At 55.7% G+C, this 22,086-nt stretch carries 18 protein-coding genes and 6 pseudogenes; 20 read left to right on the top strand and 4 right to left on the bottom strand.

Annotation, left to right across the window (positions count from 1 at the left end; all coding sequences use genetic code 11):
* The first annotated feature begins 70 nt into the window (after positions 1–70).
* From RGCCGE502_RS32715 to RGCCGE502_RS36150, 4 genes and pseudogenes are all read left to right on the top strand, one after another.
* Entirely contained in the window at positions 71–1,075 is a 1,005-nt protein-coding gene (locus RGCCGE502_RS32715) for a helix-turn-helix transcriptional regulator (RefSeq protein WP_016558518.1), read from the top strand.
* A 235-nt stretch (positions 1,076–1,310) separates the two neighbouring features.
* Positions 1,311–1,690 (top strand): annotated as a pseudogene (locus RGCCGE502_RS32710) (IS66 family transposase); the annotation flags it as partial.
* A 173-nt stretch (positions 1,691–1,863) separates the two neighbouring features.
* A pseudogene (gene istA, locus RGCCGE502_RS32705) lies at positions 1,864–2,743 on the top strand (IS21 family transposase); the annotation flags it as partial.
* A 118-nt stretch (positions 2,744–2,861) separates the two neighbouring features.
* Positions 2,862–3,076: pseudogene (locus RGCCGE502_RS36150) on the top strand (UPF0149 family protein); the annotation flags it as partial.
* Positions 3,077–3,427: 351 nt separating this feature from the next.
* On the opposite strand, the pseudogene RGCCGE502_RS36145 reads toward RGCCGE502_RS36150, so the two are convergent.
* Positions 3,428–4,055 (bottom strand): annotated as a pseudogene (locus tag RGCCGE502_RS36145) (LysR family transcriptional regulator); the annotation flags it as partial.
* On the opposite strand from RGCCGE502_RS36145, the gene RGCCGE502_RS32695 reads away from it, so the two are divergent.
* The 7 genes and pseudogenes from RGCCGE502_RS32695 to RGCCGE502_RS39150 all read left to right on the top strand — a co-directional run.
* Complete coding sequence (locus tag RGCCGE502_RS32695; RefSeq protein WP_141652464.1) at positions 4,045–4,374, top strand: hypothetical protein; 330 nt, start codon at positions 4,045–4,047, stop codon at positions 4,372–4,374. The pseudogene RGCCGE502_RS36145 and the gene RGCCGE502_RS32695 sit on opposite strands and share 11 nt — an antisense overlap.
* A pseudogene (locus tag RGCCGE502_RS35080) lies at positions 4,364–4,697 on the top strand (GNAT family protein). The gene RGCCGE502_RS32695 and the pseudogene RGCCGE502_RS35080 overlap by 11 nt, the downstream one beginning before the upstream one ends.
* A 259-nt stretch (positions 4,698–4,956) precedes the next feature.
* Positions 4,957–6,882 (top strand): acyltransferase family protein, encoded by a 1,926-nt coding sequence (locus RGCCGE502_RS32685; protein ID WP_040676179.1) that lies wholly within the window; start codon positions 4,957–4,959, stop codon positions 6,880–6,882.
* An 87-nt stretch (positions 6,883–6,969) separates the two neighbouring features.
* A complete protein-coding gene (locus RGCCGE502_RS32680; RefSeq protein WP_016558511.1) occupies positions 6,970–7,245 on the top strand; it encodes an acyl carrier protein in 276 nt (91 codons plus the stop codon).
* Positions 7,246–8,454 carry a beta-ketoacyl-[acyl-carrier-protein] synthase family protein gene (locus tag RGCCGE502_RS32675; RefSeq protein ID WP_016558510.1) on the top strand — a complete coding sequence of 403 codons (1,209 nt, stop codon included), beginning with the start codon at positions 7,246–7,248 and terminating at the stop codon, positions 8,452–8,454. It begins immediately after the preceding gene.
* Between the two features lie 327 nt (positions 8,455–8,781).
* Positions 8,782–8,952: a beta-ketoacyl synthase N-terminal-like domain-containing protein gene (locus RGCCGE502_RS39155; RefSeq protein ID WP_369333333.1), complete on the top strand. Its 171-nt coding sequence runs from the start codon at positions 8,782–8,784 to the stop codon at positions 8,950–8,952.
* A 251-nt stretch (positions 8,953–9,203) separates the two neighbouring features.
* A pseudogene (locus tag RGCCGE502_RS39150) lies at positions 9,204–9,379 on the top strand (beta-ACP synthase); the annotation flags it as partial.
* Here RGCCGE502_RS39150 and tnpB read toward each other — a convergent pair.
* On the bottom strand, positions 9,332–9,826 hold the full coding sequence (gene tnpB, locus RGCCGE502_RS39145; RefSeq protein ID WP_016558509.1) for an IS66 family insertion sequence element accessory protein TnpB: 495 nt from the start codon (positions 9,824–9,826) through the stop codon (positions 9,332–9,334). The pseudogene RGCCGE502_RS39150 and the gene tnpB overlap by 48 nt on opposite strands.
* 859 nt (positions 9,827–10,685) lie before the next feature.
* Between tnpB and RGCCGE502_RS32665 the strand changes: the two genes are divergently transcribed.
* Entirely contained in the window at positions 10,686–11,189 is a 504-nt protein-coding gene (locus tag RGCCGE502_RS32665) for a helix-turn-helix domain-containing protein (RefSeq protein ID WP_016558508.1), read from the top strand.
* 31 nt (positions 11,190–11,220) lie between these two features.
* On the opposite strand, the gene repC is transcribed toward RGCCGE502_RS32665, so the two are convergent.
* On the bottom strand, positions 11,221–12,477 hold the full coding sequence (gene repC, locus RGCCGE502_RS32660) for a plasmid replication protein RepC (protein ID WP_016558507.1): 1,257 nt from the start codon (positions 12,475–12,477) through the stop codon (positions 11,221–11,223).
* A 907-nt stretch (positions 12,478–13,384) separates the two neighbouring features.
* On the opposite strand from repC, the gene RGCCGE502_RS32655 reads away from it, so the two are divergent.
* The gene (locus RGCCGE502_RS32655; RefSeq protein WP_016558506.1) at positions 13,385–14,110 is read left to right on the top strand and encodes a helix-turn-helix domain-containing protein; all 726 of its coding nucleotides are present in this window, start codon (positions 13,385–13,387) and stop codon (positions 14,108–14,110) included.
* A 35-nt stretch (positions 14,111–14,145) separates the two neighbouring features.
* Here RGCCGE502_RS32655 and RGCCGE502_RS32650 read toward each other — a convergent pair whose 3' ends face one another.
* On the bottom strand, positions 14,146–15,084 hold the full coding sequence (locus tag RGCCGE502_RS32650) for a LysR family transcriptional regulator (protein WP_019280592.1): 939 nt from the start codon (positions 15,082–15,084) through the stop codon (positions 14,146–14,148).
* A gap of 300 nt (positions 15,085–15,384) precedes the next feature.
* Between RGCCGE502_RS32650 and RGCCGE502_RS32645 the strand changes: the two genes are divergently transcribed.
* Genes RGCCGE502_RS32645 through RGCCGE502_RS32615 form a run of 7 tightly spaced genes read left to right on the top strand, consistent with a single transcriptional unit; the run spans position 15,385 to position 22,066 of the window.
* Entirely contained in the window at positions 15,385–15,975 is a 591-nt protein-coding gene (locus RGCCGE502_RS32645; RefSeq protein ID WP_016558504.1) for a NodA family N-acyltransferase, read from the top strand.
* Positions 15,972–16,631 (top strand): chitooligosaccharide deacetylase NodB, encoded by a 660-nt coding sequence (nodB, locus tag RGCCGE502_RS36135; protein WP_016558503.1) that lies wholly within the window; start codon positions 15,972–15,974, stop codon positions 16,629–16,631. Before RGCCGE502_RS32645 ends, nodB begins: the two co-directional genes overlap by 4 nt.
* An 11-nt stretch (positions 16,632–16,642) precedes the next feature.
* Positions 16,643–17,992: a chitooligosaccharide synthase NodC gene (nodC, locus tag RGCCGE502_RS32635; protein ID WP_016558502.1), complete on the top strand. Its 1,350-nt coding sequence runs from the start codon at positions 16,643–16,645 to the stop codon at positions 17,990–17,992.
* A gap of 18 nt (positions 17,993–18,010) precedes the next feature.
* Positions 18,011–18,634, top strand: a complete 624-nt coding sequence (gene nodS, locus RGCCGE502_RS32630) for a nodulation methyltransferase NodS (protein WP_016558501.1) — start codon at positions 18,011–18,013, stop codon at positions 18,632–18,634.
* Between the two features lie 14 nt (positions 18,635–18,648).
* A complete protein-coding gene (gene nodU, locus RGCCGE502_RS32625) occupies positions 18,649–20,367 on the top strand; it encodes a nodulation protein NodU (RefSeq protein WP_016558500.1) in 1,719 nt (572 codons plus the stop codon).
* Complete coding sequence (gene nodI / locus RGCCGE502_RS32620) at positions 20,364–21,284, top strand: nodulation factor ABC transporter ATP-binding protein NodI (RefSeq protein WP_016558499.1); 921 nt, start codon at positions 20,364–20,366, stop codon at positions 21,282–21,284. The genes nodU and nodI overlap by 4 nt, the downstream gene beginning before the upstream one ends.
* Positions 21,285–21,298: 14 nt before the next feature.
* Positions 21,299–22,066, top strand: a complete 768-nt coding sequence (locus tag RGCCGE502_RS32615) for an ABC transporter permease (RefSeq protein WP_040676223.1) — start codon at positions 21,299–21,301, stop codon at positions 22,064–22,066.
* The last annotated feature ends 20 nt before the right edge of the window (positions 22,067–22,086 follow it).

Here is a 22,086-nt window from a genome sequence, read left to right as displayed (position 1 = left end):
GCCCGCGAGACGAAATCCGCAGCCGCAGCGCAACGGGCCCACTCATCACAGATCGAGGAGACAACGTGAGATGCCTCAGGAAATTCGCCCTTCGACGTTCAAATATTTCGGATCATCGTTCGATGGAATGATCGATAAGCTCAGTGGCGCGTTCGGGAAATTTGAGGGCGAGCTGATTGACCGCGCGGAAGACTTTCATTGGAGCCTTGATTATTCCTCCAGCGACTGGGCCTCTGTGATCACGGGATATCATCAACACGAGTTCCAGTTCAAGATTGAGCCTACGGAAAGTTCAGTGGAGTATCTGTCAATCGTTTTACCGCGAAGCGGAGGTATGGGGTTCAGCCACGGTTCAACGAAAGCTGATGCTGGTCGAGACAGGCTCCTGTTGTACAACACTCTGGAGCCCGAACAAGTGAGGATGTACGGTCAGTCAAACGTCATCGATGAGCTGCTGATCGATTGGAATATCATACAGCAGACACTGGATCAGACATTTGAACGGCCCATTGGGGAATCGTTGGCGCTCGTGCCAGAGCTCGAAAAAACCACTGCGGGCGGGCAGATGATTGCTGCATTAGCCGAGACCGCTATACGGTCACTGCGCGACCCGTCAATTCATTCTCCGGTAGCGCTGGCGCATATCACCCAAGCCCTTGCTGATTTGATCATTCGCGCAGTGCCCCACCGGCTTTCTCAGTTTCTCGAGAGGAAGCCCTGCATGATAGCACCGTGGCACATACGGCGGGCAATAGAATTCATGGAGGCTAACGTCAGCCGGCCAATCCGAATGCCAATGGTCGCAGAAGCGGCTGGCGTTTCTACACGCGCGCTGCAGTTGGGCTTCCGTGCATTCCGGGAAACCACTCCAGCTGCATATTTGTCCATGCTCCGTTTGCGGGGCGCCCGCTTGGATTTGCTTGATCCCGAAAACGCAAACACGACAAAGCAAATTTGCCTGAAATGGGGTTTCTTTCACTTCGGCAGGTTTTCGGCCATCTACAGATCGACCTACGGAGAGTGCCCATCGGCAACGCGAAAGCGCGTGAGAGGCGCCCCAGTCTACTGTCCGTAGCTTGGCTCGTTTGCTCCGGCTCCGCATTTCCTGCGTACATCCATAGGATGGATGCGCTCCATCCAAACAGTTGATTCACTGTCCGATCGCGACCATTCAATAAGGTGTCGTCATCAAGTTTACGATGTGCTTGCCCCGGTCCTTTACTGGTGATCGGAGCTTGGCCGCAGGTAGCGACTCATTGAATTAGTCCCCGACAGGCCACGGACATGCTCCGCCACGGTGTCGCCCGCTCTTCATCCGCTCCCAGACGAAGGCGTTCTGTGATGAGACGCCGCTTTCGAGGCTCGATCCGGGCCGCAAACGAACCAAGGTCTGCCAGTTGTGGCTGCAAGCGACCCACGATCGGCCGTGGAATGGTCCGGCGCCGCCGGCGGTGGCCTATACTTTTGCTGAAACCGTAGCGCTCGCGAGGTCGCGGGGCAGCTGTTGTCGTTTGCCGGCGTGCTGCAAGTGGACGGATACCAAGCCTATAAAACTTTGGCCAAACGCCGGGGGAAGAGCAATGTCGCCGCCATGCGACTGGCCTTCTGCCTTGCCCATGCTCGGCGCAAGTTCGTCGAAGTCGTTAAGATGACCGGCTCTTCGCAGGCTTTTTCGATCCTCGCCAGGATCACTGCGGATTCCGACGTGAAGCCGGCCGGCAATCGGATCAAAGACCGGCCACCATTCCGATTTGAAGCCGGCCACCGTTCCAATCAAAGACCGGCCAGTTTTCGGCACTGAAGATTACCTCCTGGGTCAGCAACTTTTGGCATCGATACCTCGTGATAAGCGAGGACATTTTGATGCCGGCAAAGAGAAGGCTGACCATGAGACAGTTACGACAAATGCTGCGACTTGCCGGAAGCGGGACCAGCTCCCGCGAGATTGCAGCCGTATTGGGAATAGCGCGCAGTACGGTGCAGGATAATTTGCAGCGTGCAGCAGCAATTGGATTGAGCTGGCCCTTGCCGGGCGAACTCACTGACGATGCGCTCGAGAACAAGCTCTTCGCTCGCAACGGCATCAAACAGGGCACGAGACGACGCGTCGAACCCAACTGGGCCGATCTTGCCGTCGAGCTCAAGAAGCCCGGCGTCACGCTGCTCATCCTGTGGGAGGAGTATCGTGGGTCGTATCCCGAAGGTTACGGCTATTCCCGCTTTTGTGAGCTCTTTAGAAGCTTCAAGCAGCGACTTTCGCCGACGATGCGCCAGGAGCATGCGGCCGGCGACAAGGTCTTCGTCGACTATTCCGGCAAGAAGATCCCAATCGTTGATCGCAAGACCGGTGAGATCCGCGAGGCAGAGATCTTCGTGGCGGTGCTCGGTGCATCGAGCTTCACCTATGCCGAGGCGACCTGGACGCAAACGCTGCCCGACTGGATCGGTTCACACGTCCGGATGTTTCGTTTCTTCGACGGTGTTCCGCGACTGATCGTCCCCGACAATCTGAAGTCGGGCGTCAACCATGCCAGCTTCTACGATCCCGAGATCAATCGCAGCTACGGCATGATGGCCTCCCACTATGGCGTCGGAGTTCTTCCAGCACGGCCAAAAAAGCCGCGGGATAAATCGAAAGTTGAGAACGGAGTCCGTTTTGCTCAGACCTGCATTCTGGGGCGGTTGCGCAAGCAGACTTTCTTCTCACTGGCCGAGGCAAATGCCGCCATTCGCCAAGCGGTGTCTCGACCGATTATCACGTCGAGTTTAAAACCTTCCTCTATTCCGTGCCGCACGGCCTCATTCCCCTCGCCAGCCTTCCGGGTGAAGACTACGAATTCGCCGAATGGCGTTTGGTCCGTGATTGGGACCTCTGCTTTCTGCTGGCGACAGGGTATGCGCCAGGCTTTGGCAGCCGGTTCTTCGAGGTCATGCCGTCACTGGCGATATCATTGCACCCATCCGTAGTCTCGGCGAGACAAAACGAAAGCGACCTGCCAGGATGCTGCTGACGTCGCTGAAGCACTCGTATACCCGAACCTACATTGTGCCGAAGCGGGCAAAGCACAAGTTCTGACCGAGCGCCAGAAAACCTATCTGTCGATCATGAAAGCCGTGGGCCATTTTTTGCGCTCACGTCGATGCCGGAGATTATCGACCGTCGCAATGAGCTATCTGCCAACCTGGCAACCAGTCAGGAGTTGCTCTTCATTACAAAAATCAATGAGCTGCTGGCCCAGCATCCTTCACTTCGCGCACGTCACAAGCCTATCAACACTCGCGTCGTCGAACTTGAGGATGACCCAGACTATCCTTCGAAGCCGGACCGCTCCAGCCCGATGATCGAGCGGCTGCTGCTGATGGGCAGGAACGCGCAGCGTTGTTCTTCGACGGCCGATCAATTGGCGGCACTAGACTTAGCTTACCGTTCCTCGACGGAGGGCCTCCCCGCATTTCCGAATTTGGCCGCAACATGCCCGATCGACATGTACTGTATTTTTCAAATGTAAACGGCTGTGATAGCTGTTGGGTTCTCTTGGCACCCTATGCTAACAAGTGTCTCGTCGAACCGTTTCAGCGCGTTCGACATATAACAATTCCGGCAGTATGAGAAAATCGACGTCACTCCGCAGCAGAAGCTCCTCCTGTCGTCGGCAAGTGGCAGGAAATCGAAGCTGGGGGCGGGAGCTTCCCGCGCCACACCCTTCGCGACCTTTTCAAAAAACGTGAGGGTGACGAAATTCGAAAGGATGATCCTGAAGCGACGATCTGATTGGGCGGCCGGGTTAAACGGCCCCAGAAATTAATGGAGAGCTGGATGTGCAGCAGTGTCTCGCGGGCTGCAGTGGCGAGCTCTTCCGCACCGGCGTTGGGACAATTTCTCGGCCATTCATCGTAAACAGCTCATCTTGGAAATAACCGCGTAACCGGGCGACGGCCGCGCTTATCGCCGGCTGACTGAGGTTGATGCCGCGTGCCGCCGCCGTGAGGCTACGCTCTGTCATCAGAGCGTCGAGCGCAACGAGAAGATTTGGGTCGAGGCCCTTGAAACGCATATTTTCCTTCATCCGAGATGTGGATGCATATCATCCAAACAATCGATTTTACGAAATAAATGGGATGCCATTAGAAGAACATCAATTGATCGAAATCAAGTACATCGACAGCCTATTACGAGCGGTGCAGGAGGGTAGTAGCAACTTGCTAGAGCGCATATGGCATCGGAAACACGGCGCTACCAATGGTTCTGCCGCCTCAATGGCTATTATCACGATCACTGACGACACACTGGGCGTTCACAATCGCCTGCTGCTTCGATTGTGTGATCTGGCCGCAGGCAAACGGCAAAAAATAAGGAGTTGGCATGTGCTCTGAGGTGCGGTGGAAGCTGTGCTGGGAAAACGAGTTGCAACTGGCTGACCATGTAGAACTCGCCGAGTTCTTTCGCAAAACCTATGGGCCGACTGGGGTCTTCAATGGAAAGCCCTTGGAAGGTAGTCGAAGTTGGGCCGGAGCCAGGCACGAGCTCCGGATAATCGGCTATGACTCAAGTGGTGTCGCGGCTCATATGGGAGCTCCGTCTCGATAAGCCACCCACGCGTCTCGACGACGCACTTGTCATCGTTCTGCCGGTTGGACGGCCGATCTCCGAGGGGCCCACAGGTGAAATAATCGATCGAAACGGACCGGAGCTGTGACTTGCCTTGATTGCACCTTCGAAGTGCACGGTGAGTGCGCCGATGGCGCCGACTAGGGCAGCGTTTATTGACGACCGCCGACGGTCATCACCAATATCGCACGCCGGAAATCCTCAATGTGGGGCAGGGGCAGAGCTCAATCCAACGCACGCAGCTGAAGGGCTCGAAACTCGAATCCTGGCAGCGGGGCAGCTCCAGCTGCCACCCCGCGGCGGAGCTCTCAGTCAATCCAGTCAACCGAAAGCCATAGGTCCTGCTAATGCCGCGAGAATTTCGAACTGATATCCAAGCCCTGCGGGGGTTGGCTGTTTTGCTGGTTGTCCTTTACCACGCACATATTGGATTCTTCGCAGCGGGTTACCTTGGGGTCGATATTTTTTTCGTGATTTCGGGCTTTCTTATCACAAATTTAATCAAGACGCAGCTCGAGCAATCGCGGTTCAGCTTTTCGGAATTCTATTATCGACGTGCGAAGCGACTATTGCCAGCGGCCTACGTCGTCATCGCTCTTACGACGATCGCTGCGCCTTTCTTTCTGTCAGATGTGGGCCTGAGGGAGTTCCAAAATCAAGTCTACGGGGCGCTCACTTTTTCCGGCAATATCGTTTTCTGGTTCCAGGCGGACTATTTCGGTGGAGCCGCCGAAACGAAGCCCCTCCTGCATTTTTGGTCGCTTGCTGTCGAGGAGCAGGGTTATCTGTTGCTGCCTGCCTTCTTGGCCTTTGCTCCCAAGAGATGGTGGCTGACAGGCGTTAGTTCGCTCCTCGTTGCCAGCCTGGTTCTATGTCTGTATGTGGTCTTTCGTGACCCATCCGCTGCATTTTATCTTATGCCGACCCGATTTTGGGAAATGGCCATTGGTTCATTCGGAGCCTTGCTTCCCACCACTCCTCTCGTGGCTGCCAGGCTTTCGAAGCTGCGCCTCCCGACGCTCGCATTTATCCTCGTCGCCCCTATGGGTTTCGCACATCCCGTAGTGGATGGCGCTTTGGTCTGCTTGGCAAGCCTGATCCTCCTTCTTGCGCCAAGCAGGAGCAATGTGGCGGTTCGAGGCATGGCAAGGGTAGGGGATATATCGTACTCACTCTATCTGATCCACTGGCCCGTGCTTGTCTATATGAACGCGGTTTGGATGGGGGAGCCTCCTGCCTTTGCGATCTATGCGGCGGTTGCTTTCTCATTGGTTGCGAGCTGGGCTCTTTATCAATTCGTGGAGGAGCCATTCCGGCGGGGGCACGTTATGTCTCGCGTACGGCTGGCCTCAGGACTCGTTGCCGCATCGGTGCTTCTCGGCCTCTCGCCCTCCGTCGCTATCGCCGCCACCGAGAGCAACGTTGATTTTGCGAAGATCCGGCGGATCAACTACGGCCTTGGAAAAGCATGTGATTTCAGTCCCAGATCGCCCCCTCAGGAAATCCCAAAGAACTGCGAGACAACGGGCAAGCCTGAATTGTTGGTTTGGGGCGATTCATTTGCCATGGCAGTGGTTCCCGGCTTGGCCAAGACAGTCGGAGAAGCCGGGCTGGCTCAGCTCACGATGAGCGGGTGCTTCCCCGCCATTGGAGTTGCTGCCTTCTCGAAGGCGTCAGCGTCGCCCTATTCCCATGCCTTTGGCGAGGACTGTATTCGCTTCAATGACGGTGTTTTGGCTATCCTGAAAAATCGACCGGAGATCAGCACCGTTGCCATTTCAAGCCCTTTTGATGCCCCTGTATCGAGCGAATTTGTGCTGCTTAAGAGGAGCGGTGATACTTTCACGGAGAACGAAGTTTCTCTAGATGTAGCCGTCGAAGGCATCAAGGCTCTCGTCGAAGCCGTTCGAGCCCTCGGCAAGCAAGTGGTTGTTGTTGCTCCTCCGCCAGTCGCCAGCTTTGATATCGGCGATTGCCTTGAGCGAAAGGCACGGGGAAGCGTTATTCTCGGGCGCTACAGTGACTGTAAAATATATGTCACCGAATACCGCCGGTTCAGATCCCGCACTCTCGAGTTGTTGAACCAAGTGGCCTTGAAGGCCGGCGTAGAGGTTGTTTCTTACCACGACTTTCTCTGCGATGAGACAACATGCAAGACCGAGATCGACGGCAAATTTCTTTACCGAGATAGCGGTCACCTTTCTTATGAAGGATCGGAGATCATCGCTCGCCAGACAAAACTTGCTGAAAGGCTCATCAGGGCTGCCCGTTAAAGCATGTTGGCAAATGGAAATCCTTCCAGTGACGAGGGAATGTAGTGCGCACCCTGGCGCCCAAACAAAAACCAATAGGAGAACAAGATGCCAGATCAAATCGCAGATAACGTCATCGCCATGATCAAGAGAAGCGCCGCATCTAACGGTGCTGATTCCCCCGTGGGCGATCATGAAATAACAGCTGCAACCGAACTGACGTCGCTGGGGATCGATTCATTGGGACTGGCAGATCTCCTCTGGGACATAGAGGAGGCCTACGGCATCAGGATCGAGTATAGCACAGTCGATGCCTGGTCAAATCTCCAGAGTGTCGGCGATTTGGTTGAAGCCGTCCGCGGCTTGGCCGCTAGGGAGGTTTAAATGAGAAGACGTGTCGTCATTACCGGCATTGGCGGCCTATGCGGGCTAGGAACCAACGCTGCCTCCATCTGGAAAGCAATGCGTGAGGGACGTTCCGCTATCGGCCCCATCATCAATTCAGAACTTCATGAATTGAAAGGCATGATCGGCGCGGAGATCAAGGCGCTGCCGAAGCATGACATTAACCGCAAGCAATTAGTCTCCATGGACCGCTTCAGCTTGCTTGCGGTGATTGCCGCGCGCGAAGCCGCAAGACAGGCGGGACTCTCCATTGATGAAGGAAACACCTGCCGCATCGGCGCAACAGTGGGCGTCGGTGTCTGTGGCTGGGATGCGATTGAAGAAAACTATCGTGCTATGCTTTTGAACGGAGCGAAGCGCGCTGCGATCCTCACTGCACCTAAGGTTATGCCGAGTGCGGCTTGCGCTCAGGTCAGCATGAGCCTCAGCTTGCGTGGGCCGGTCTTCGGTGTCACGTCCGCCTGTGCCTCGGCCAACCATGCGATTGCTTCCGCGGTTGATCAGATTAGACTTGGCCGCGCCGACGTAATGCTTGCCGGCGGCAGCGATGCGCCGCTTGTGTGGGGCGTGCTGAAGTCATGGGAAGCGCTACGCGTACTTTCACCGGATACCTGCCGGCCCTTCTCGGCCGACAGAAAGGGGGTGGTATTGGGTGAGGGAGCGGGCATGGCCGTGCTGGAATGCTATGAGCATGCGGCACGGCGCGGTGCCACAATTCTCGCTGAGATCGCGGGTGCTGGCCTCTCCGCTGATGCGTTCGACATCGTCGCGCCCGCCGTCGAAGGCCCGGAGGACGCGATGCGCGCCTGCCTTTCTGATGCAGGGCTGAATGCCGAGGATGTGGATTACCTAAACGCCCATGGCACCGCCACCAGGGCCAACGATCAGATAGAAACTGCGGCAATAAAGCGGGTCTTCCGTCATCATGCCCACTCGATGTCTGTCTCTTCCACCAAGTCCGTTCACGGGCATTGCCTCGGCGCAGCGAGCGCCCTCGAAATGATCGCCTGCGTGATGGCGATCCGCGAGGGCGTCGTGCCGCCGACCGCAAATTATCGTGAGCCAGATCCCGATTGCGATCTCGACGTTACTCCCAATGAGCCGCGCGAGCGCAAGGTGCGCGTTGCCCTCAGTAACGCCTTCGCCATGGGCGGCACGAACGCAGTTGTGGCATTCAAGCAGGTATAGCAAGGACAGACGCTTCACCTTCTGACTTTTAATATGCCATGCTTAACTCTAATCCTGGTAAACCGACCGATGGCTGCCGCGCTCATGGCCGGGCGATTTGGGCAATACCTTCACACTTCCTGACGGAAGCATGGAAACGTTTCCACGGCTTCGTTGCCTTGCGGCGTTCGTTGCGCAATCGGGCCTTGCCCTTAACGACGTCAACACCGATCGCATCGGGGCAGTCGTAGGAGTTGGAGTCTATGGCTGCGACGCCATCAGGATAACTATCGGGCCCGCCTTTTGGGGGGCGCCCGCAGAGCCCATATTTTTACCACGCCGCGCGTTATGCCTAGTGCGGCATCCGCTCACGTGAGTATGGATATCGGTCTGCGCGGGCCCGTTTTTGGTGTGACGTCGGCCTGTGCCTCGGGCAACCACGCGATCGCTTCTGCGACCAAATTCGACTGGGCCGGGCTGACGTTTTGCTTGCAGGAGGGAGCGAGGCGCATTCGGTAGGGAGTGCTTAAATCATGGGAAGCGCTTCGTGTTTTGGCGCCAGATACTTGCCGACCATTTTCGGCCGATCGTAGAGGGGTAGTTTTAAGCGGGGGGCATGGCGGTTCTTGAAAGCTTCGAGCACGCAGTCGCTCGTGTGCCACTATTCTCGCTGAGGTCGCCGGTGCCGGTATATCTGCTGACGCCTTCGACATTGTTTCGCCGGCCGTTGAGGGCCCGGAGGCTGCTATGCGCGCTTGCCTCGCTGATGCTTGCTCTACAATCCTGAGGATGTCCATTACCTGAACGCCCATGGCACTAGCACCCGTATCAACGACGAGATCGAGAAGAAGGCGATAAAACGCGTTTCGGCGCAAATGCCGCTAGCCTCTCCATATCGTCAACGAAGTCCATGCATGGTCACTGTCTTGGCGCGGCGAGCGCGCTCGAGATGATTGCTTATGTAATTGCTATTCAGGACGGCATTATCCCACCGACAGCAAATTACGGTACGGCAGATCCAGATTGCGATCTTGACGTCACCCCAAATTTGGCGCGCGATCGAAATGTGGAAGTTGCCTTGAGCAATGCTCTCGCGATGGGCGGGACAAACGCCGTGGTCGCTTTCAAGCGAGTAGAGGGAAACAAGTGATGAGCATACGGCGATAATCTCAATGAAATCTCGCAATGCGGCATAAGTGTTGCTCGCCATTCGGTTGCCGCTCGACAGTATCTTCACCCGGCCGCGCCGGCGATTGCAGAAGGCAAAGACGCAGTCCAACGGGTCAAGCTCCAACGTTTCCTTGACCATGATAGCAAGGCTGTTGATGCCCGTGCGAAGGTCGATGGGTTCTTGATGCAGGTAGACCCTGAGATCAGCGATTAATCTAAACATGACCCAGCGCTCCGATTGGCTCGGTCTTCGTCAGTCGATCGCCGGCAGAACCGAAAGCATACCGAGAGCAATCTAAACCGGAACGAAGGCCAAAGGCAAAGGACGTCCGCCGGCCTTCTTCATCAACTTCCGAACAAGGTTCGCATTGACGCTCCAGGGCCAGCCCCAACGACCGAAACGCCGGGCCCTTCGCCGTTCAGTTCTAACCGTAACCGCCCGATTGGCATCGCATGCCGGATAAAGCCTTGATCGCCTATGACCGATTCGGGCGCCGTTGACCCGCTACCAGAGTCAGACATGTCCTTTTCCGATATGGTAGTTCCATAATTTACTCCACTTTTTTCAATCGGCCGTTGTCGCAATTTGCGATGTCACCCACGTGGTGCGAGGAGGGCTTGGAGCACTTGGCCGTCCCTAGATCCGAACTTGGGCGCCGGTGGCACTTGTACATGTTTCGAACTGCCACTATCCCTCGGTTTGGAAAGATGGGCAAAGCCCGGCCTATGCCAAGAAGGTAGTGCCATCTCTGGCGGTCGGCATGAGGCTTTGTCGAGCGGTTGCAAGCCTCCGTCCTTCCGCCCATCTCGCTGTCGAAGAGTGATCGTCGTTTGTTCTCAGAGGCTTATTTTTATTTTAACGAGTGCTGATATTGCGCTTTGATCGGTGCCAATTCCAGCTTGCGGCGCCTCCATGGGCGAGTTTGACATCTTTATTCAGGGGCGCAATGAAGCAAATTGGCTAAGTGAGGCATTGTTGCTATAACAAGAAAAAAATCGGTCGCCCAGGTCCGATTGGACTGAGCAAAGGTCTTCATGGCCGTATATCGCGTAAACAAGTGAGCTGTTGGAAAAGGATTTCGGTGAGAGATAGTTTGACAAGATACGCAGAAGCGAAAGGGCTGGTGGAGACCACGGATCCCGAGGTAGATAAACGAGTTTACAGAAAGCCTGGTTTCGATGGTGCGATCACGGAACTGGGAGAGATGGAAGCTCTCATCAGCGGATTTTTGAAGAGGTCGCGCGAGGGCGTCGGTCTCCCTAGGGCCGATGTTGCCAGGATGCTCGGTCTCTCAACAGCGGTCTATGGGCGCTACGAGCGCGCCTTTTCAAAGATGAACGTCACGAGAATGATCCACCTCTGCGAGATCTTAGGATTCAAGCCGCTTGATATTATCTTCCATGCCGCTCCTCACCTTTGGGGCGCCACGCCAGAGGAAGCTGCAGATCGAATCGCTGTGGACCGTCTCACGAGGGAGCTACCGGGCGAAGTGGTCGGTGATCTACTACGTCTTCTTAGGCGTCTCGTTTCACAAGTCCATGAAACTGCTTTGGCATCCAGCCGCACAGAGGGCACCGATGCTTGAGTACAGATAAACCGCAGCGCACCCTTTATCCTCAACAAATCTCTTGTGGTGGGCTACGAGCAGCGAGCCCGAACACTGAGCGACTGAGACGTAGCTCACCAGCCGCGGCGCGCTTGGTCATGCCTCTCAGGTAGCCGTTTGGTGATTTCACTTCGAGCCGGTTAGTTTTTTCTACGGTAATGGCGACGGCAACAGCGGCCAGTTGCTGCCCCATCTGATTTATCGCGCTGCAGTAAACCAGTTCTGTTATTCCAATGAAACGGCACAAGAGAGGCGCAACCTGAACAAGGTCCGACCAGTTACGTGGAGCGCACCCGAAGTCAGTGAGCGATGGCGCAGCGCGCAAGACATCGCGAATACCTACCAAGACTGGTCGATCGAAATTAAAGGGCCTTGTCCGAATTTCTTGCTGATGCTGATCGAGCACCGATGTCGCATGCTCCTTTCCTGCTCGACGTTGGGCTGTGGCCGCCACTGTTCCCGCTTGCAAGCCGTTACTTGCTAATTGATTAGGGAGTGTATTCTCGTGTTGCTTGTCGTTTGAGACATACGGGCGTGTCGTTTTTCCCCTCGGATTACTTCCGCCGCTTGTCAGAAGCATAAGCCGATCCACGCAAGATTCGATGACGGCAATGGCCCGGCGGAGCTTGCCCTCCGTTGCTTTTGTAGGGATGCCCACAATATTGGCAACCCGGTTGATGCGGTCACCGATCGCCTGAACTGAAGTGTGCCCTTGAAGGGACGAAATTGCGTAGCGTACGTTGCGCAGCGCACCGCGGTATCGCCGGGCGGCGGCATCCTTAGCTCTCTTTTCAGCTCGTGCCCGGTTCACGTTCTCATTGAGTTCCCCATAGCGTGCTACCAAGATCCGGAGATCTATCCCAAATCCTTCTGCAATCTCGCCATGCGGGTTTCGCACGGGATATCTCTTATAATTCCCACTGTCTTGCATTGTAACGAGGCCGAGGTCGAAAAGTCGGGAAAGAACACGACTTACACGCCCGGCCGAACGGCCTACTTCGAAAGCCAGCTGTCGGTTTGACTTGAAGACGATTGGCCGCCCGGACCTGGAAAAAGCGTCGGCTGGAGCGGTGTTGACCAAAACTGTCAAAAGGTGGCTCTCAGTTCCGTTTATGAGCCCGGTGCAAGGCAGTGTTTGCGCGAGCACGGCCAGCTGTCCGCGGGTCACCGAGCCGAGTTCAGTTGATTCTGCCAAGCGCCGAAACGCTATACGCGCAGGGGTAACTCTTCGTCCAACCGGCCGCCGGTCGTCCGTGTAATCTTCCATGTCCCGTCTCCAGTTGGGACCAGGCAAAGCTCCGCCGTTCACCGAAAGGGCGTTTTTTGTTGACAAGGAAGGAAGGGTCTGCGAGAACAAATTTGGCTTAATTGATCTCTTTCAGACCCGCTTCCGGAATTTTTCGGGAGCGGTTTTCCTTTTCTGGTTTCCTACATCCATTCTCCATCTACAGCCCGACTCGCGGGCTGCGTAACGTTGCGCAAAAATGCAGTTCAAGCTTACCGCAAGATATCAATTTGGCGCAAGCTATGGCCAAGTTTTGCTAAATAGTCGCTGCATCCTCGGCCGGAACCCTGTGAAATCGCGGTAATTGTGGCTCGAAACCCTGAGGGCCGACGATTTGTCGCAGATCCAAATTGGCTCGACGGCTCCTCCGGCCCTGTGCAAGGCCCCGACACAAGAGCGGGGCGGTGCGGGTCCGCTTAGGTCTATCAAACTTTGGCGACGGCTGTAGCTGGCTTAGCCGAGGCTCGTTGCGCCAGGCGCTCTTCCAGGTGGCCACCGCCGGAACACTGGCTAGCGTAGCAGGTGGGGGCAAGCCGCTCCTTGATCAGCTCGCGCGTCAGAGGCACCCACTTGGTCATTTGTTCTAGGCGAGCCAGCGACGCAGTGTTCAACGGCGATTGCGTCAAATGGACGGTGGGGCTCCGTTGTGATTTGTTCGTGCGTCTCGTTCTGGTCCTTGGCGAGCGAATAAAGCCCCCAGTGGCGATGCCGCGGTGGGCGACTACTCTACAACTGCAGCGCCGATTAGTGGGGTTAGGTTCCAGCCCTTGATGCGGCTGCGTTGAAGCGGACGCAGCCCCTTGAACAGCAACGGAAGAATTGAGCCAAATTGGCTCCAACAAGTTTGCTGGTCGCCTGCCTGAATCTCGTCCGTCCTCGGCTAATCCTCATGTTTTTCTGTCAGCTTTCTTTGAAAGGTCGCCAGGTGGGTATCCACTTAACTGTGTTGAGCGGTAGAAGACAGCACGCGGACGTGACAAAGCCCTGTATCAGGGGCTATCCAGATTGCGCCAAAAATGATCACGGTGAACACTTTAATGGTTTCACCCTGCAAACTTTCGCTTATAAAGATTATAGCAATTTATTTTGTAGCGAATGGGTGGGACGGTCATTGAAGCATTGGGTCAAAGAGCATGGGTTGCGGGAGGTCGACGATCCGACTACAGGCAAGACGATATACAGAAAACCGTTTGAGGGGATGATCGTCCTAAGCGCTGAACTCGAGAGGCAGATCAGTCTCAGCCTCCGCGAAGCGCGGGATAGACGAAAGCTACCGCGATCAAAACTCGCTCCCATGCTAGGCCTTAGCGAGCAAGTTTATGGCCGGTATGAGAACAAGGTCTCACGCCTCACAGTCGGTCGCTTGATACATCTTTGCGAAGTTCTTGGCGCTACGCCTGAAGAAATCATCGCGCCCGCCGCGCCCCATCTGTGGGGCGAAACTAAAGGCCGGGCGGAACTGATCCTAGCATGCATCGAAAAGCTCAGGTGCTTTGATGAAGAGACGTTGCGTGATGTGTTTAGCTTATTGGCTCGACTAAGCGAGGGTGACGAGAGACCGACCGACGATGCGCTTAAAGTCATGACTCATGAGTCGAGGTCGCCTCATGTGTAAGAGCGCCGAACAGGATCCTTTGGCGGAGAGCCGGGCTAAAGCTCGTTCAGTTTCCGAATAGACGTCGGGAACAATTGCGACGCCTCGTCCGCCAGGATCTCGCGCATCCAAACGCTGGCCGGATCGCTATTATGGAGGGCAGGCCATTGCACAGCCTCATTGAAGGAAGGAAGCGGTAGCGGCAGCTCCATTATCGTGAGCGGCAAGGTCTGCGAAAAATGTTGCGCGAGGCGCGACGGCATAGTGCCTATCCGGTTCGTGTTGGATAGGACCGGCGGGATCATGCTTAATCCCTGTACGACGACCTCGATTCGCCTTTTGAATCCGTGCTGAAGCAGATACCACTCTTCGATAGACGGTCTGCGCGAGTTGCCAAATTTAGCCGCTACGTGGCCCAAGGACATATATCTGTCAAATGAAAGCGGCTCCGTAAGTTGCTCGTTATTGCCGCAGCCAACACATACAAGCTTCTCTTCAAACAGCCTCATCTGCGGGTGAGCGGCGGGCATGAAAACCTCCGGTAAGATGAGGAAATCAACCTCGCCGCGTCGAAGAAGCTCATCATAGTCGTCTGCCAGAGGAAGAAACTCGAAGCTGGTGCCTGGCGCTTCGCGCGCCGCTCGCTTCACCACTTTGTCGATGAAGACGAGCGTCATGAAGTCCGAGAGGATTATCCGGAAGCGGCGATCTGACTTAAAGGGATCAAAGGGTTCGAACGATATCACTGACAGCTGTATTTGAAGTAGTGCCTCTCGCACTGCGGGTGCTAAGCCTTCTGCGCGGGGCGTCGGCACAAGCTCACGACCATTCATCCGGAACAAGTCGTCCTTAAAGTAGGCACGAAGCCGGCCGACGGCTGCACTCATGGCTGGTTGGCTTAGATGGATGCTGCGCGCGGCAGCTGTAAGATTGCGCTCCGTCATGAGCGCGTCCATCGCCACCAGAAGATTTAGATCAAGTCCCTTAAATCGCATACTAGTCATCCAACTCATGGATGGGTGTCATCCAAACAATCAATTTTACCGATCTTGCACGATGGTGCATTACGAAAATGTCGTTAAGTCGACATGCGTGTCAAGAAGAAAACAAGTATAAAACCGGCGCTAGTTGTATAGCTGCGCGGGGCAGATAGTTGATGTCCGCGGACGGAGAAGTAGTAGCTGCCGAACGCATGGTGTTTGGGTAGTCGAGGTGACTCCCGGGGAATGGTGGATGCTGGTTTAGGCATGAGAAGTCGCCCTTGCGGCGCGATGCCAGAACAAGAGGGCCAAGTCATGAATTCGCAGGTGGACTGGAAGCTGCGCTGGGAAAACGAGTTGGATCTAGCGGATCATCTCGAGTTGGCAGATTTTTTTCGCCAAACTTACGGACCCACAGGAACGTTCAACGCCAAGCCCTTCATAGACGCGCGGAGCTGGGCGGGAGCGAGACCTGAGCTTCGGGCTATAGGCTATGACGCCAATGGCGTTGCGGCTCATATGGGTCTCCTGCGGAGATTCATTCGGGTTGGTTCAACCGACGTCCTGGTTGCGGAACTTGGACTTTACGGGGTGCGCCGCGACTTGGAGGGTCTCGGTATCAGCCACTCGATCCATGCGGTGCTGCCGGTATTGCAGCAGCTCGCTGTTCCTTTCGCGTTCGGAACTGTTCGGCCTCAGCTCCACAAACACATTGAGCGGTTTGGTCGGTACAGTCCGCTAACCATCATAAAAGATATCCGAGTGCGTTCAACGTTGCGCGAGGCTCGAGTCGACAAGGCTCCTGTTCGCCTCGAGGACGCGCTGGTCATCGTACTTCCGGTTGGAAAGTCGATGTCGGACTGGCCAGCGGGGAGTACAATCGATCGAAACGGACCAGAGCTATGACGCCATTGGATTGCTTGTACGAGATCTCAAGACCTTGTGCAGATAGGGCGGCTGCGCCGACAGTGTACCTCACGTTCGACGACGGTCCACATCCATTATGCACCCCACAAATTCTCGATATCCTTTCGGAGTATCAGGCGCCTGCCGCATTTTTTGCAATTGGCGTCTATGCCAAAGCCCAGAAACAGATTCTTCAGCGAATGATCGCCGAAGGCCATCAGATCGCCAACCACACTATGACACATCCGGATCTGTCGCAGTGCAGTGCGTCCGAATTGGAAGATGAAATCTTCACGACTGGTAGCACAATCTCTGCGGTCTGTCCCCAAGCCTGCCTTCGTTACATGCGTGCGCCATATGGGATATGGACTCAAGAAGTCCTCAAAACGTGCCAGCGCGCCGGCTTGGTCTCGATCCACTGGTCCGTTGACCCGCGAGACTGGGATTGCCCAGGAGTCGACGCCATCGTCACTGCGGTACTCGAAGGTGTCCGGCCTGGGGCAGTGATATTGTTGCATGACGGCTGTCCTCCGAATGAGTTGAACGCCGCCTCTGGGGCCTGCATCCGCTCCCAAACGATAGCAGCGCTTGCCCATCTCATCCCTGCCCTGCGCACTCGCGGTTATTCGATCAGCCCGCTTCCGCAAAACTACTAGAGGCCAACTCCATGTTCCTGCTTGAGACTACCAGCACAGTGGCAATTTCGTTATATGCGGCGTTGTCGGCGGCTTATAAGAGCATGCAGGCTATCTACGCGCGCCCTTCGGGATACCAACGAGCTTGTCGTGAGCCAAGAGGACCCGTGGCGCTCCCGAGCGTGGACGTTATCATACCGGCATTTAACGAAAGTCCGGTTGCTCTCCGCGCTTGCCTCAGTTCAATTGCAGGCCAAAAATACCCTGGACAGCTTTCTATCTACCTCGTCGACGACGGCTCAAGCAACCTTGATGCCGTCACGGCTGTACATGCGGACTTTGCGCGTGATCCACGTTTTACGATAATTCTGTTGGAGGAGAACGTAGGTAAACGGAAGGCGCAGATTACCGCAATCCGTCGCTCATCCGGAGATCTAGTTCTCAACGTTGATTCAGACACCATCCTTGAGCCTGAGGTTGTCAAGAAGCTGGCTTTGGCAATGCGAGACACTTCGATCGGCGCAGCGATGGGGCAGTTAGCTGCAAGCAACCGCCATGACACATGGCTGACACGGCTAATTGACATGGAATACTGGTTGGCATGCAACGAAGAGCGCGCCGCACAAGCGCGCTTCGGCGCGGTCATGTGTTGCTGCGGTCCGTGCGCGATGTATCGCAGGACAGCGCTGACTTCGGTGCTCGATCAATATGAAACGCAGATGTTCAGGGGGAAGCAAAGCGACTTCGGCGAAGATCGACATCTGACCATCCTGATGTTGAAGGCAGGTTTTCGAACAGAATACGTACCCGATGCGATTGCAGCGACTGTCGTCCCGGCAGGCATGCGACCGTACCTTCGTCAACAACTCCGCTGGGCGCGTAGCACCTTCCGGGATACGTTTCTGGCGCTACGCCTCTTGCCCAGCCTCGATCGTTTCCTCACGCTGGACGTCCTTGGCCAGAACATCGGCCCTTTGTTACTAGCGATAGCGGTTCTTGCGGGCATTGCACAGTTCGCTCAGACTTGGACAGTCCCTTTGTGGACCGTTTACATGATCGGCGTAATGACGATTATTCGCTGCTCCGTTACTGCGGCTCGGGCACGTCAGTTTAGGTTCCTTGGCTTTTCTCTGCACACGCTCATCAATATTTTTCTTCTCCTTCCGGTGAAGGCCTACGCCCTTTGCACTTTGAGCAACAGCGACTGGCTATCGCGAGGATCCACAGTCAAGAAGTCCCCCCGCGATATGTCGACACCGGCCACGGATACCCTCTCGCCGAATACTCGTGCGCGCGGCAGTCATGCTTCCTTTCGTCGACAAAATCTTGCGCGGGATGCTTCAAGGCCGATGGCTTACGACAGCCTCAGCAGCGAAGACTAATGCAGGAGAGAGACGGCTATGAAATCGAGTGGAAACTATAAACTTTTGAGCCGCGAGTTAGCTGCGGATGACCCCTGGCGGCTGGATGGGAACCCTTTTGAACGAGAGCGCCACGCCGAAATGTTAAGGCTGGCACTTGCAGGAAGATCGATTGACAACGCACTCGAGGTTGGTTGTGCTGCTGGGGCGTTCACTGAGAAACTTGCGCCTCACTGCCGGCATTTGACCGTAATTGACATTGTACCACAGGCAATTGCCCGGTCGCGTCGCAGGATAAACAACCCAAAGAACGTCAGTTGGATAGTGTCAGACGTTGGACAGTTCTCATCAAGAGAGATGTACGACCTGATCGTTGTTGCAGAAGTTCTCTACTACCTGGGAGAGATAGCGCAGATGCGAGCAGCTATCAGCAACTTGTTGCGAATACTTGCTCCCGGAGGGCACCTCTTATTTGGCTCCGCGCGTGATGCCAACTGCAAACGTTGGGGGCACGCTGCCGGTGCGGAGACCGTGATGACATTGCTCAACGAAACGTTGGTCGAAGTGGAGCGTGTTGAGCTGAAGGGCGGCTCTGACAACGAGGACTGTGTACTGGCTCGCTTTCTTAAGCCCCTTCTTGACCCGCGAATTACTGAGCGCTGAGACCTGGAGGTATTATGCGTATCTGTGGTATTAAGCTAACACATGACGGATCAATAGCTTTGCTAGAGGATCGCCGGCTAATTTTCTCCGTAGAACAGGAGAAGCGCGACAACAACCCGCGATATCAGACTATCGACAACCTCGATACAGTCATCGATATTCTGGGCGATCACGGACTGAAAACCGAGGATATTGACCAATTCGTTATTGATGGCTGGGACGGCGAAGCGGAGTCTCATTTCAACGTATCCAGCGGTCAGGCGCCTCTGGTGCTGAGGGGCGGACCCTATGTTGAACGTCGGCCTGATGGAGTGCTTGATCCTGTAGAAGGGACAGGGCTAGTTATCGGCGGCGAGTCGTTTCCTTATACGAGTTTTTCTCATGTCACCGGCCACATCGCCTCTGCTTATTGCACGAGCCCGTTCGCTGCCGCCGCAGAGCCCGCTTATTGCCTAATATGGGATGGTTGCATCTTTCCGCGCCTCTACTACGTGGACCGCGGCGGCGCCCGGTTCCTCCAGTCGCTTTTTCCAATCATAGGCCAGGCCTATGCGGCTGCGGGGCACTATTTCGGGCCGTACAAGCGCTCGAGCCAATTGACTTGGGACCTTGGGGTAGCCGGCAAGCTGATGGCCTTCATCGCGCTCGGATCGCCGCACGAAGACGTTATTTCCGTATTCCAGGAACTTTACGAGCAGCATTTTCTGTCGCGTGCTAGCACAGACGACTATTGTGGACCCGGTACCGGCGACCCTGATACCTCGTTGGCGTCCATTCACAAATTCTTCGATGCAAGTGTCGCGCGATTGGCCGGTAAGCCGGCCGAGGACGTGCTGGCTTCGTTCCATTCCTTCCTCGAACGTCTTTTGGTCCGCGAGATGGGCGCGGCGATGCTACGCCATCCATATCCGGGACCGCAGAACCTCTGTATCGCGGGCGGTTGCGGACTCAATATCAAATGGAACAGCGCTCTTCGAAACACCGGTCTCTTTGCGCAAGTCTTTGTACCTCCATTTCCTAACGACAGCGGGTCCGCCATTGGTGCAGCGTGTAGCGCGATGGCTGCAAGTGACGGCTTTGTTTCAATCGACTGGTCCGTTTATAGCGGCCCTGTTTTGAGAGACGCTGATGTTCCACCCGGATGGAAAGCCGCGCCCTGCAGCTTAGCGGATCTTGCGGCGCTCCTTGCCAAGAACGAACCTGTCGTATTTCTGACAGGTCATGCGGAGCTAGGGCCACGTGCCTTAGGCGGCCGAAGTATTATCGCATCGCCGACATCACCGGTCATGAAGGATCTCCTCAACGACATAAAGTTACGCGAGCATTTCAGGCCGGTTGCACCAATCTGTCTGGAAGACCGGGCGCCCGAGATATTCGATCCGGGAACACCAGATCCCTACATGTTGTTCGACCATCAAACTCGTGCCAATTGGCGCCGCGAGATCCCTGCAGTTGTACATCTTGACGGCTCGGCAAGGTTGCAGACCGTGTCTCGAAGCTCGACACATCTAGTCGCGCAGCTACTTGTTGAGTACGAAAGCCTCACCGGCATTCCGCTCCTCTGCAACACAAGCGCCAATCACCACGGGCGCGGCTTCTTTCCAGACGTCCGCTCTGCCTGTGATTGGGGAAAGGTTGCGAATGTGTGGTCGGACGGCACCCTCTTCAGCAACGAACGTAACGAACGGCCCCGTGGTGATGAGGGTGAATACCCTGGAACGGCTACCGCATGACTTCGGTAGCAATCAAACTGGAGGGCGTCCGGAAATCTTACGGCGACAACTTAGTCGTGGAAAACCTGTCATTCAGTGTGAACGCCGGGGAGTGCTTCGGCGTTCTAGGTCCGAACGGCGCGGGGAAAAGCACGATCGCCCGGATGATACTGGGAGTTGCGCAGCCGGACGTAGGCAAGATCACCGTGCTTGGCATTTCGGTACCTGCCCGCGCCCGCCTGGCGCGAAGGCGGATCGGGGTTGTCCCTCAGTTCGACAATCTTGATAGCGAGTTTACGGTTAGCGAGAACCTACTGGTGTTCGGCCGCTATTTCGGAATGAGAAGAGGCGAAGTAGAAAGAACTATACCCTCTCTCCTCGAGTTCGCTCGTCTGGAAGACAAGGCGCACGCGCGCGTAGGCGACTTATCTGGCGGCATGAGGAGACGCCTGACCCTCGCGCGCGCCCTGATCAACGACCCGCTTTTATTGGTCATGGATGAACCGACAACGGGACTGGACCCCCATGCGCGCCATCTCATATGGGAGCGATTGCGCGCGCTATTAGCTCAGGGCAAGACAATAATTCTGACAACCCATTTCATGGAAGAAGCCGAGCGACTTTGCGACCGCCTCTGTGTGGTCGAACGAGGCCGCATAATAGCGCAAGGTCCTCCACATTCGCTTATCGAGGAGCAGATCGGCTGCCATGTCATCGAAGTATATGGGGGCAATCCACATGAAATGCAGGCACTCGTTGCTCCCCATGCCGAGCGGGTCGAGGTCAGCGGTGAAACGGTGTTTTGCTATGTCCGCAATCCGGAGCCCGTGCTAGCTCACTTCAGAGCCAGGCCAGAGTTGCGTGTCCTCCAACGTCCGCCGAATTTGGAAGACGTTTTCTTAAGATTGACAGGTCGCGACTTGGAGACGAGAGCGTGAGGCATGTTATCGCGATGACGCTGCCGGCAAATGCATGGAACTGGATTTCGGTTTGGCTACGAAATTACCTGGCCTGGAAAAGGGTTGCCGTTGCATCGATCCTGGGCAATCTCGCTGACCCGATAATCTATATGTTCGGCTTAGGATTGGGTCTGGGAATGATGGTTGGCGACGTGGGGGGCGCACCATATATGGCATTCCTGACAGGCGGTATGGTAGCCGCCAGCGCCATGACGTCGGCAACGTTTGAAACCATTTATGCCGCTTTTGCCCGGATGCAGACGCAAAGGTGGGAGGCCATTCTCTACACCCAACTCACGCTCGGCGACCTTGTGCTTGGTGAACTGGTTTGGGCGGCCACAAAGGCGTTTCTTGCTGGTACCGGCATAATGATAGTCGCGATCGCTTTGGGTTATGCTCCATGGGCCGCGCTGTGGTCTGTACTTCCAGTCGTGGCGTTGACTGGCTTGGCATTTGCCAGCCTCGCAATGGTGGTGATGGCGCTTGCTCCAAGCTACGAGTACTTCATCTTCTACCAGACGCTATTTCTGACGCCCATGCTTTTTTTATGCGGAGCTGTCTTCCCGGCCACTCAACTACCACGAGTTTTACAGTACGCAAGCCATCTGTTGCCGCTTGCCCACGCCATCAACCTTATCCGGCCAGCCATACTCGGGGGGCCGTGCTTTGGCTTTGGCCTGCATCTGGGTGCCCTCTGTCTCTATGCTCTTTTACCATTTTTTCTGGCAGTGGCGCTGCTGCGACGGCGCCTAATGCCCTGAAGCAACATAGCCTTCGAAAG

Origin of the sequence: Rhizobium grahamii CCGE 502, from assembly GCF_000298315.2 — a bacterium.
Taxonomy (GTDB): Bacteria; Pseudomonadota; Alphaproteobacteria; order Rhizobiales; family Rhizobiaceae; genus Rhizobium; species Rhizobium grahamii.
This window is presented reverse-complemented; position numbering and strand designations above follow the sequence as displayed.

Coding starts and splice junctions, on each gene's coding strand:
- RGCCGE502_RS32715 (WP_016558518.1), top strand. CDS start 71: ATGCCTCAGGAAATTCGCCCTTCGACGTTCAAATATTTCGGATCATCG.
- RGCCGE502_RS32685 (WP_040676179.1), top strand. CDS start 4,957: ATGCCGCGAGAATTTCGAACTGATATCCAAGCCCTGCGGGGGTTGGCT.
- RGCCGE502_RS32680 (WP_016558511.1), top strand. CDS start 6,970: ATGCCAGATCAAATCGCAGATAACGTCATCGCCATGATCAAGAGAAGC.
- RGCCGE502_RS32675 (WP_016558510.1), top strand. CDS start 7,246: ATGAGAAGACGTGTCGTCATTACCGGCATTGGCGGCCTATGCGGGCTA.
- RGCCGE502_RS39155 (WP_369333333.1), top strand. CDS start 8,782: ATGCCTAGTGCGGCATCCGCTCACGTGAGTATGGATATCGGTCTGCGC.
- tnpB (WP_016558509.1), bottom strand. CDS start 9,826: ATGTTTAGATTAATCGCTGATCTCAGGGTCTACCTGCATCAAGAACCC.
- repC (WP_016558507.1), bottom strand. CDS start 12,477: ATGGAAGATTACACGGACGACCGGCGGCCGGTTGGACGAAGAGTTACC.
- RGCCGE502_RS32655 (WP_016558506.1), top strand. CDS start 13,385: ATGTTTTTCTGTCAGCTTTCTTTGAAAGGTCGCCAGGTGGGTATCCAC.
- RGCCGE502_RS32650 (WP_019280592.1), bottom strand. CDS start 15,084: ATGCGATTTAAGGGACTTGATCTAAATCTTCTGGTGGCGATGGACGCG.
- RGCCGE502_RS32645 (WP_016558504.1), top strand. CDS start 15,385: ATGAATTCGCAGGTGGACTGGAAGCTGCGCTGGGAAAACGAGTTGGAT.
- nodB (WP_016558503.1), top strand. CDS start 15,972: ATGACGCCATTGGATTGCTTGTACGAGATCTCAAGACCTTGTGCAGAT.
- nodC (WP_016558502.1), top strand. CDS start 16,643: ATGTTCCTGCTTGAGACTACCAGCACAGTGGCAATTTCGTTATATGCG.
- nodS (WP_016558501.1), top strand. CDS start 18,011: ATGAAATCGAGTGGAAACTATAAACTTTTGAGCCGCGAGTTAGCTGCG.
- nodU (WP_016558500.1), top strand. CDS start 18,649: ATGCGTATCTGTGGTATTAAGCTAACACATGACGGATCAATAGCTTTG.
- nodI (WP_016558499.1), top strand. CDS start 20,364: ATGACTTCGGTAGCAATCAAACTGGAGGGCGTCCGGAAATCTTACGGC.
- RGCCGE502_RS32615 (WP_040676223.1), top strand. CDS start 21,299: ATGACGCTGCCGGCAAATGCATGGAACTGGATTTCGGTTTGGCTACGA.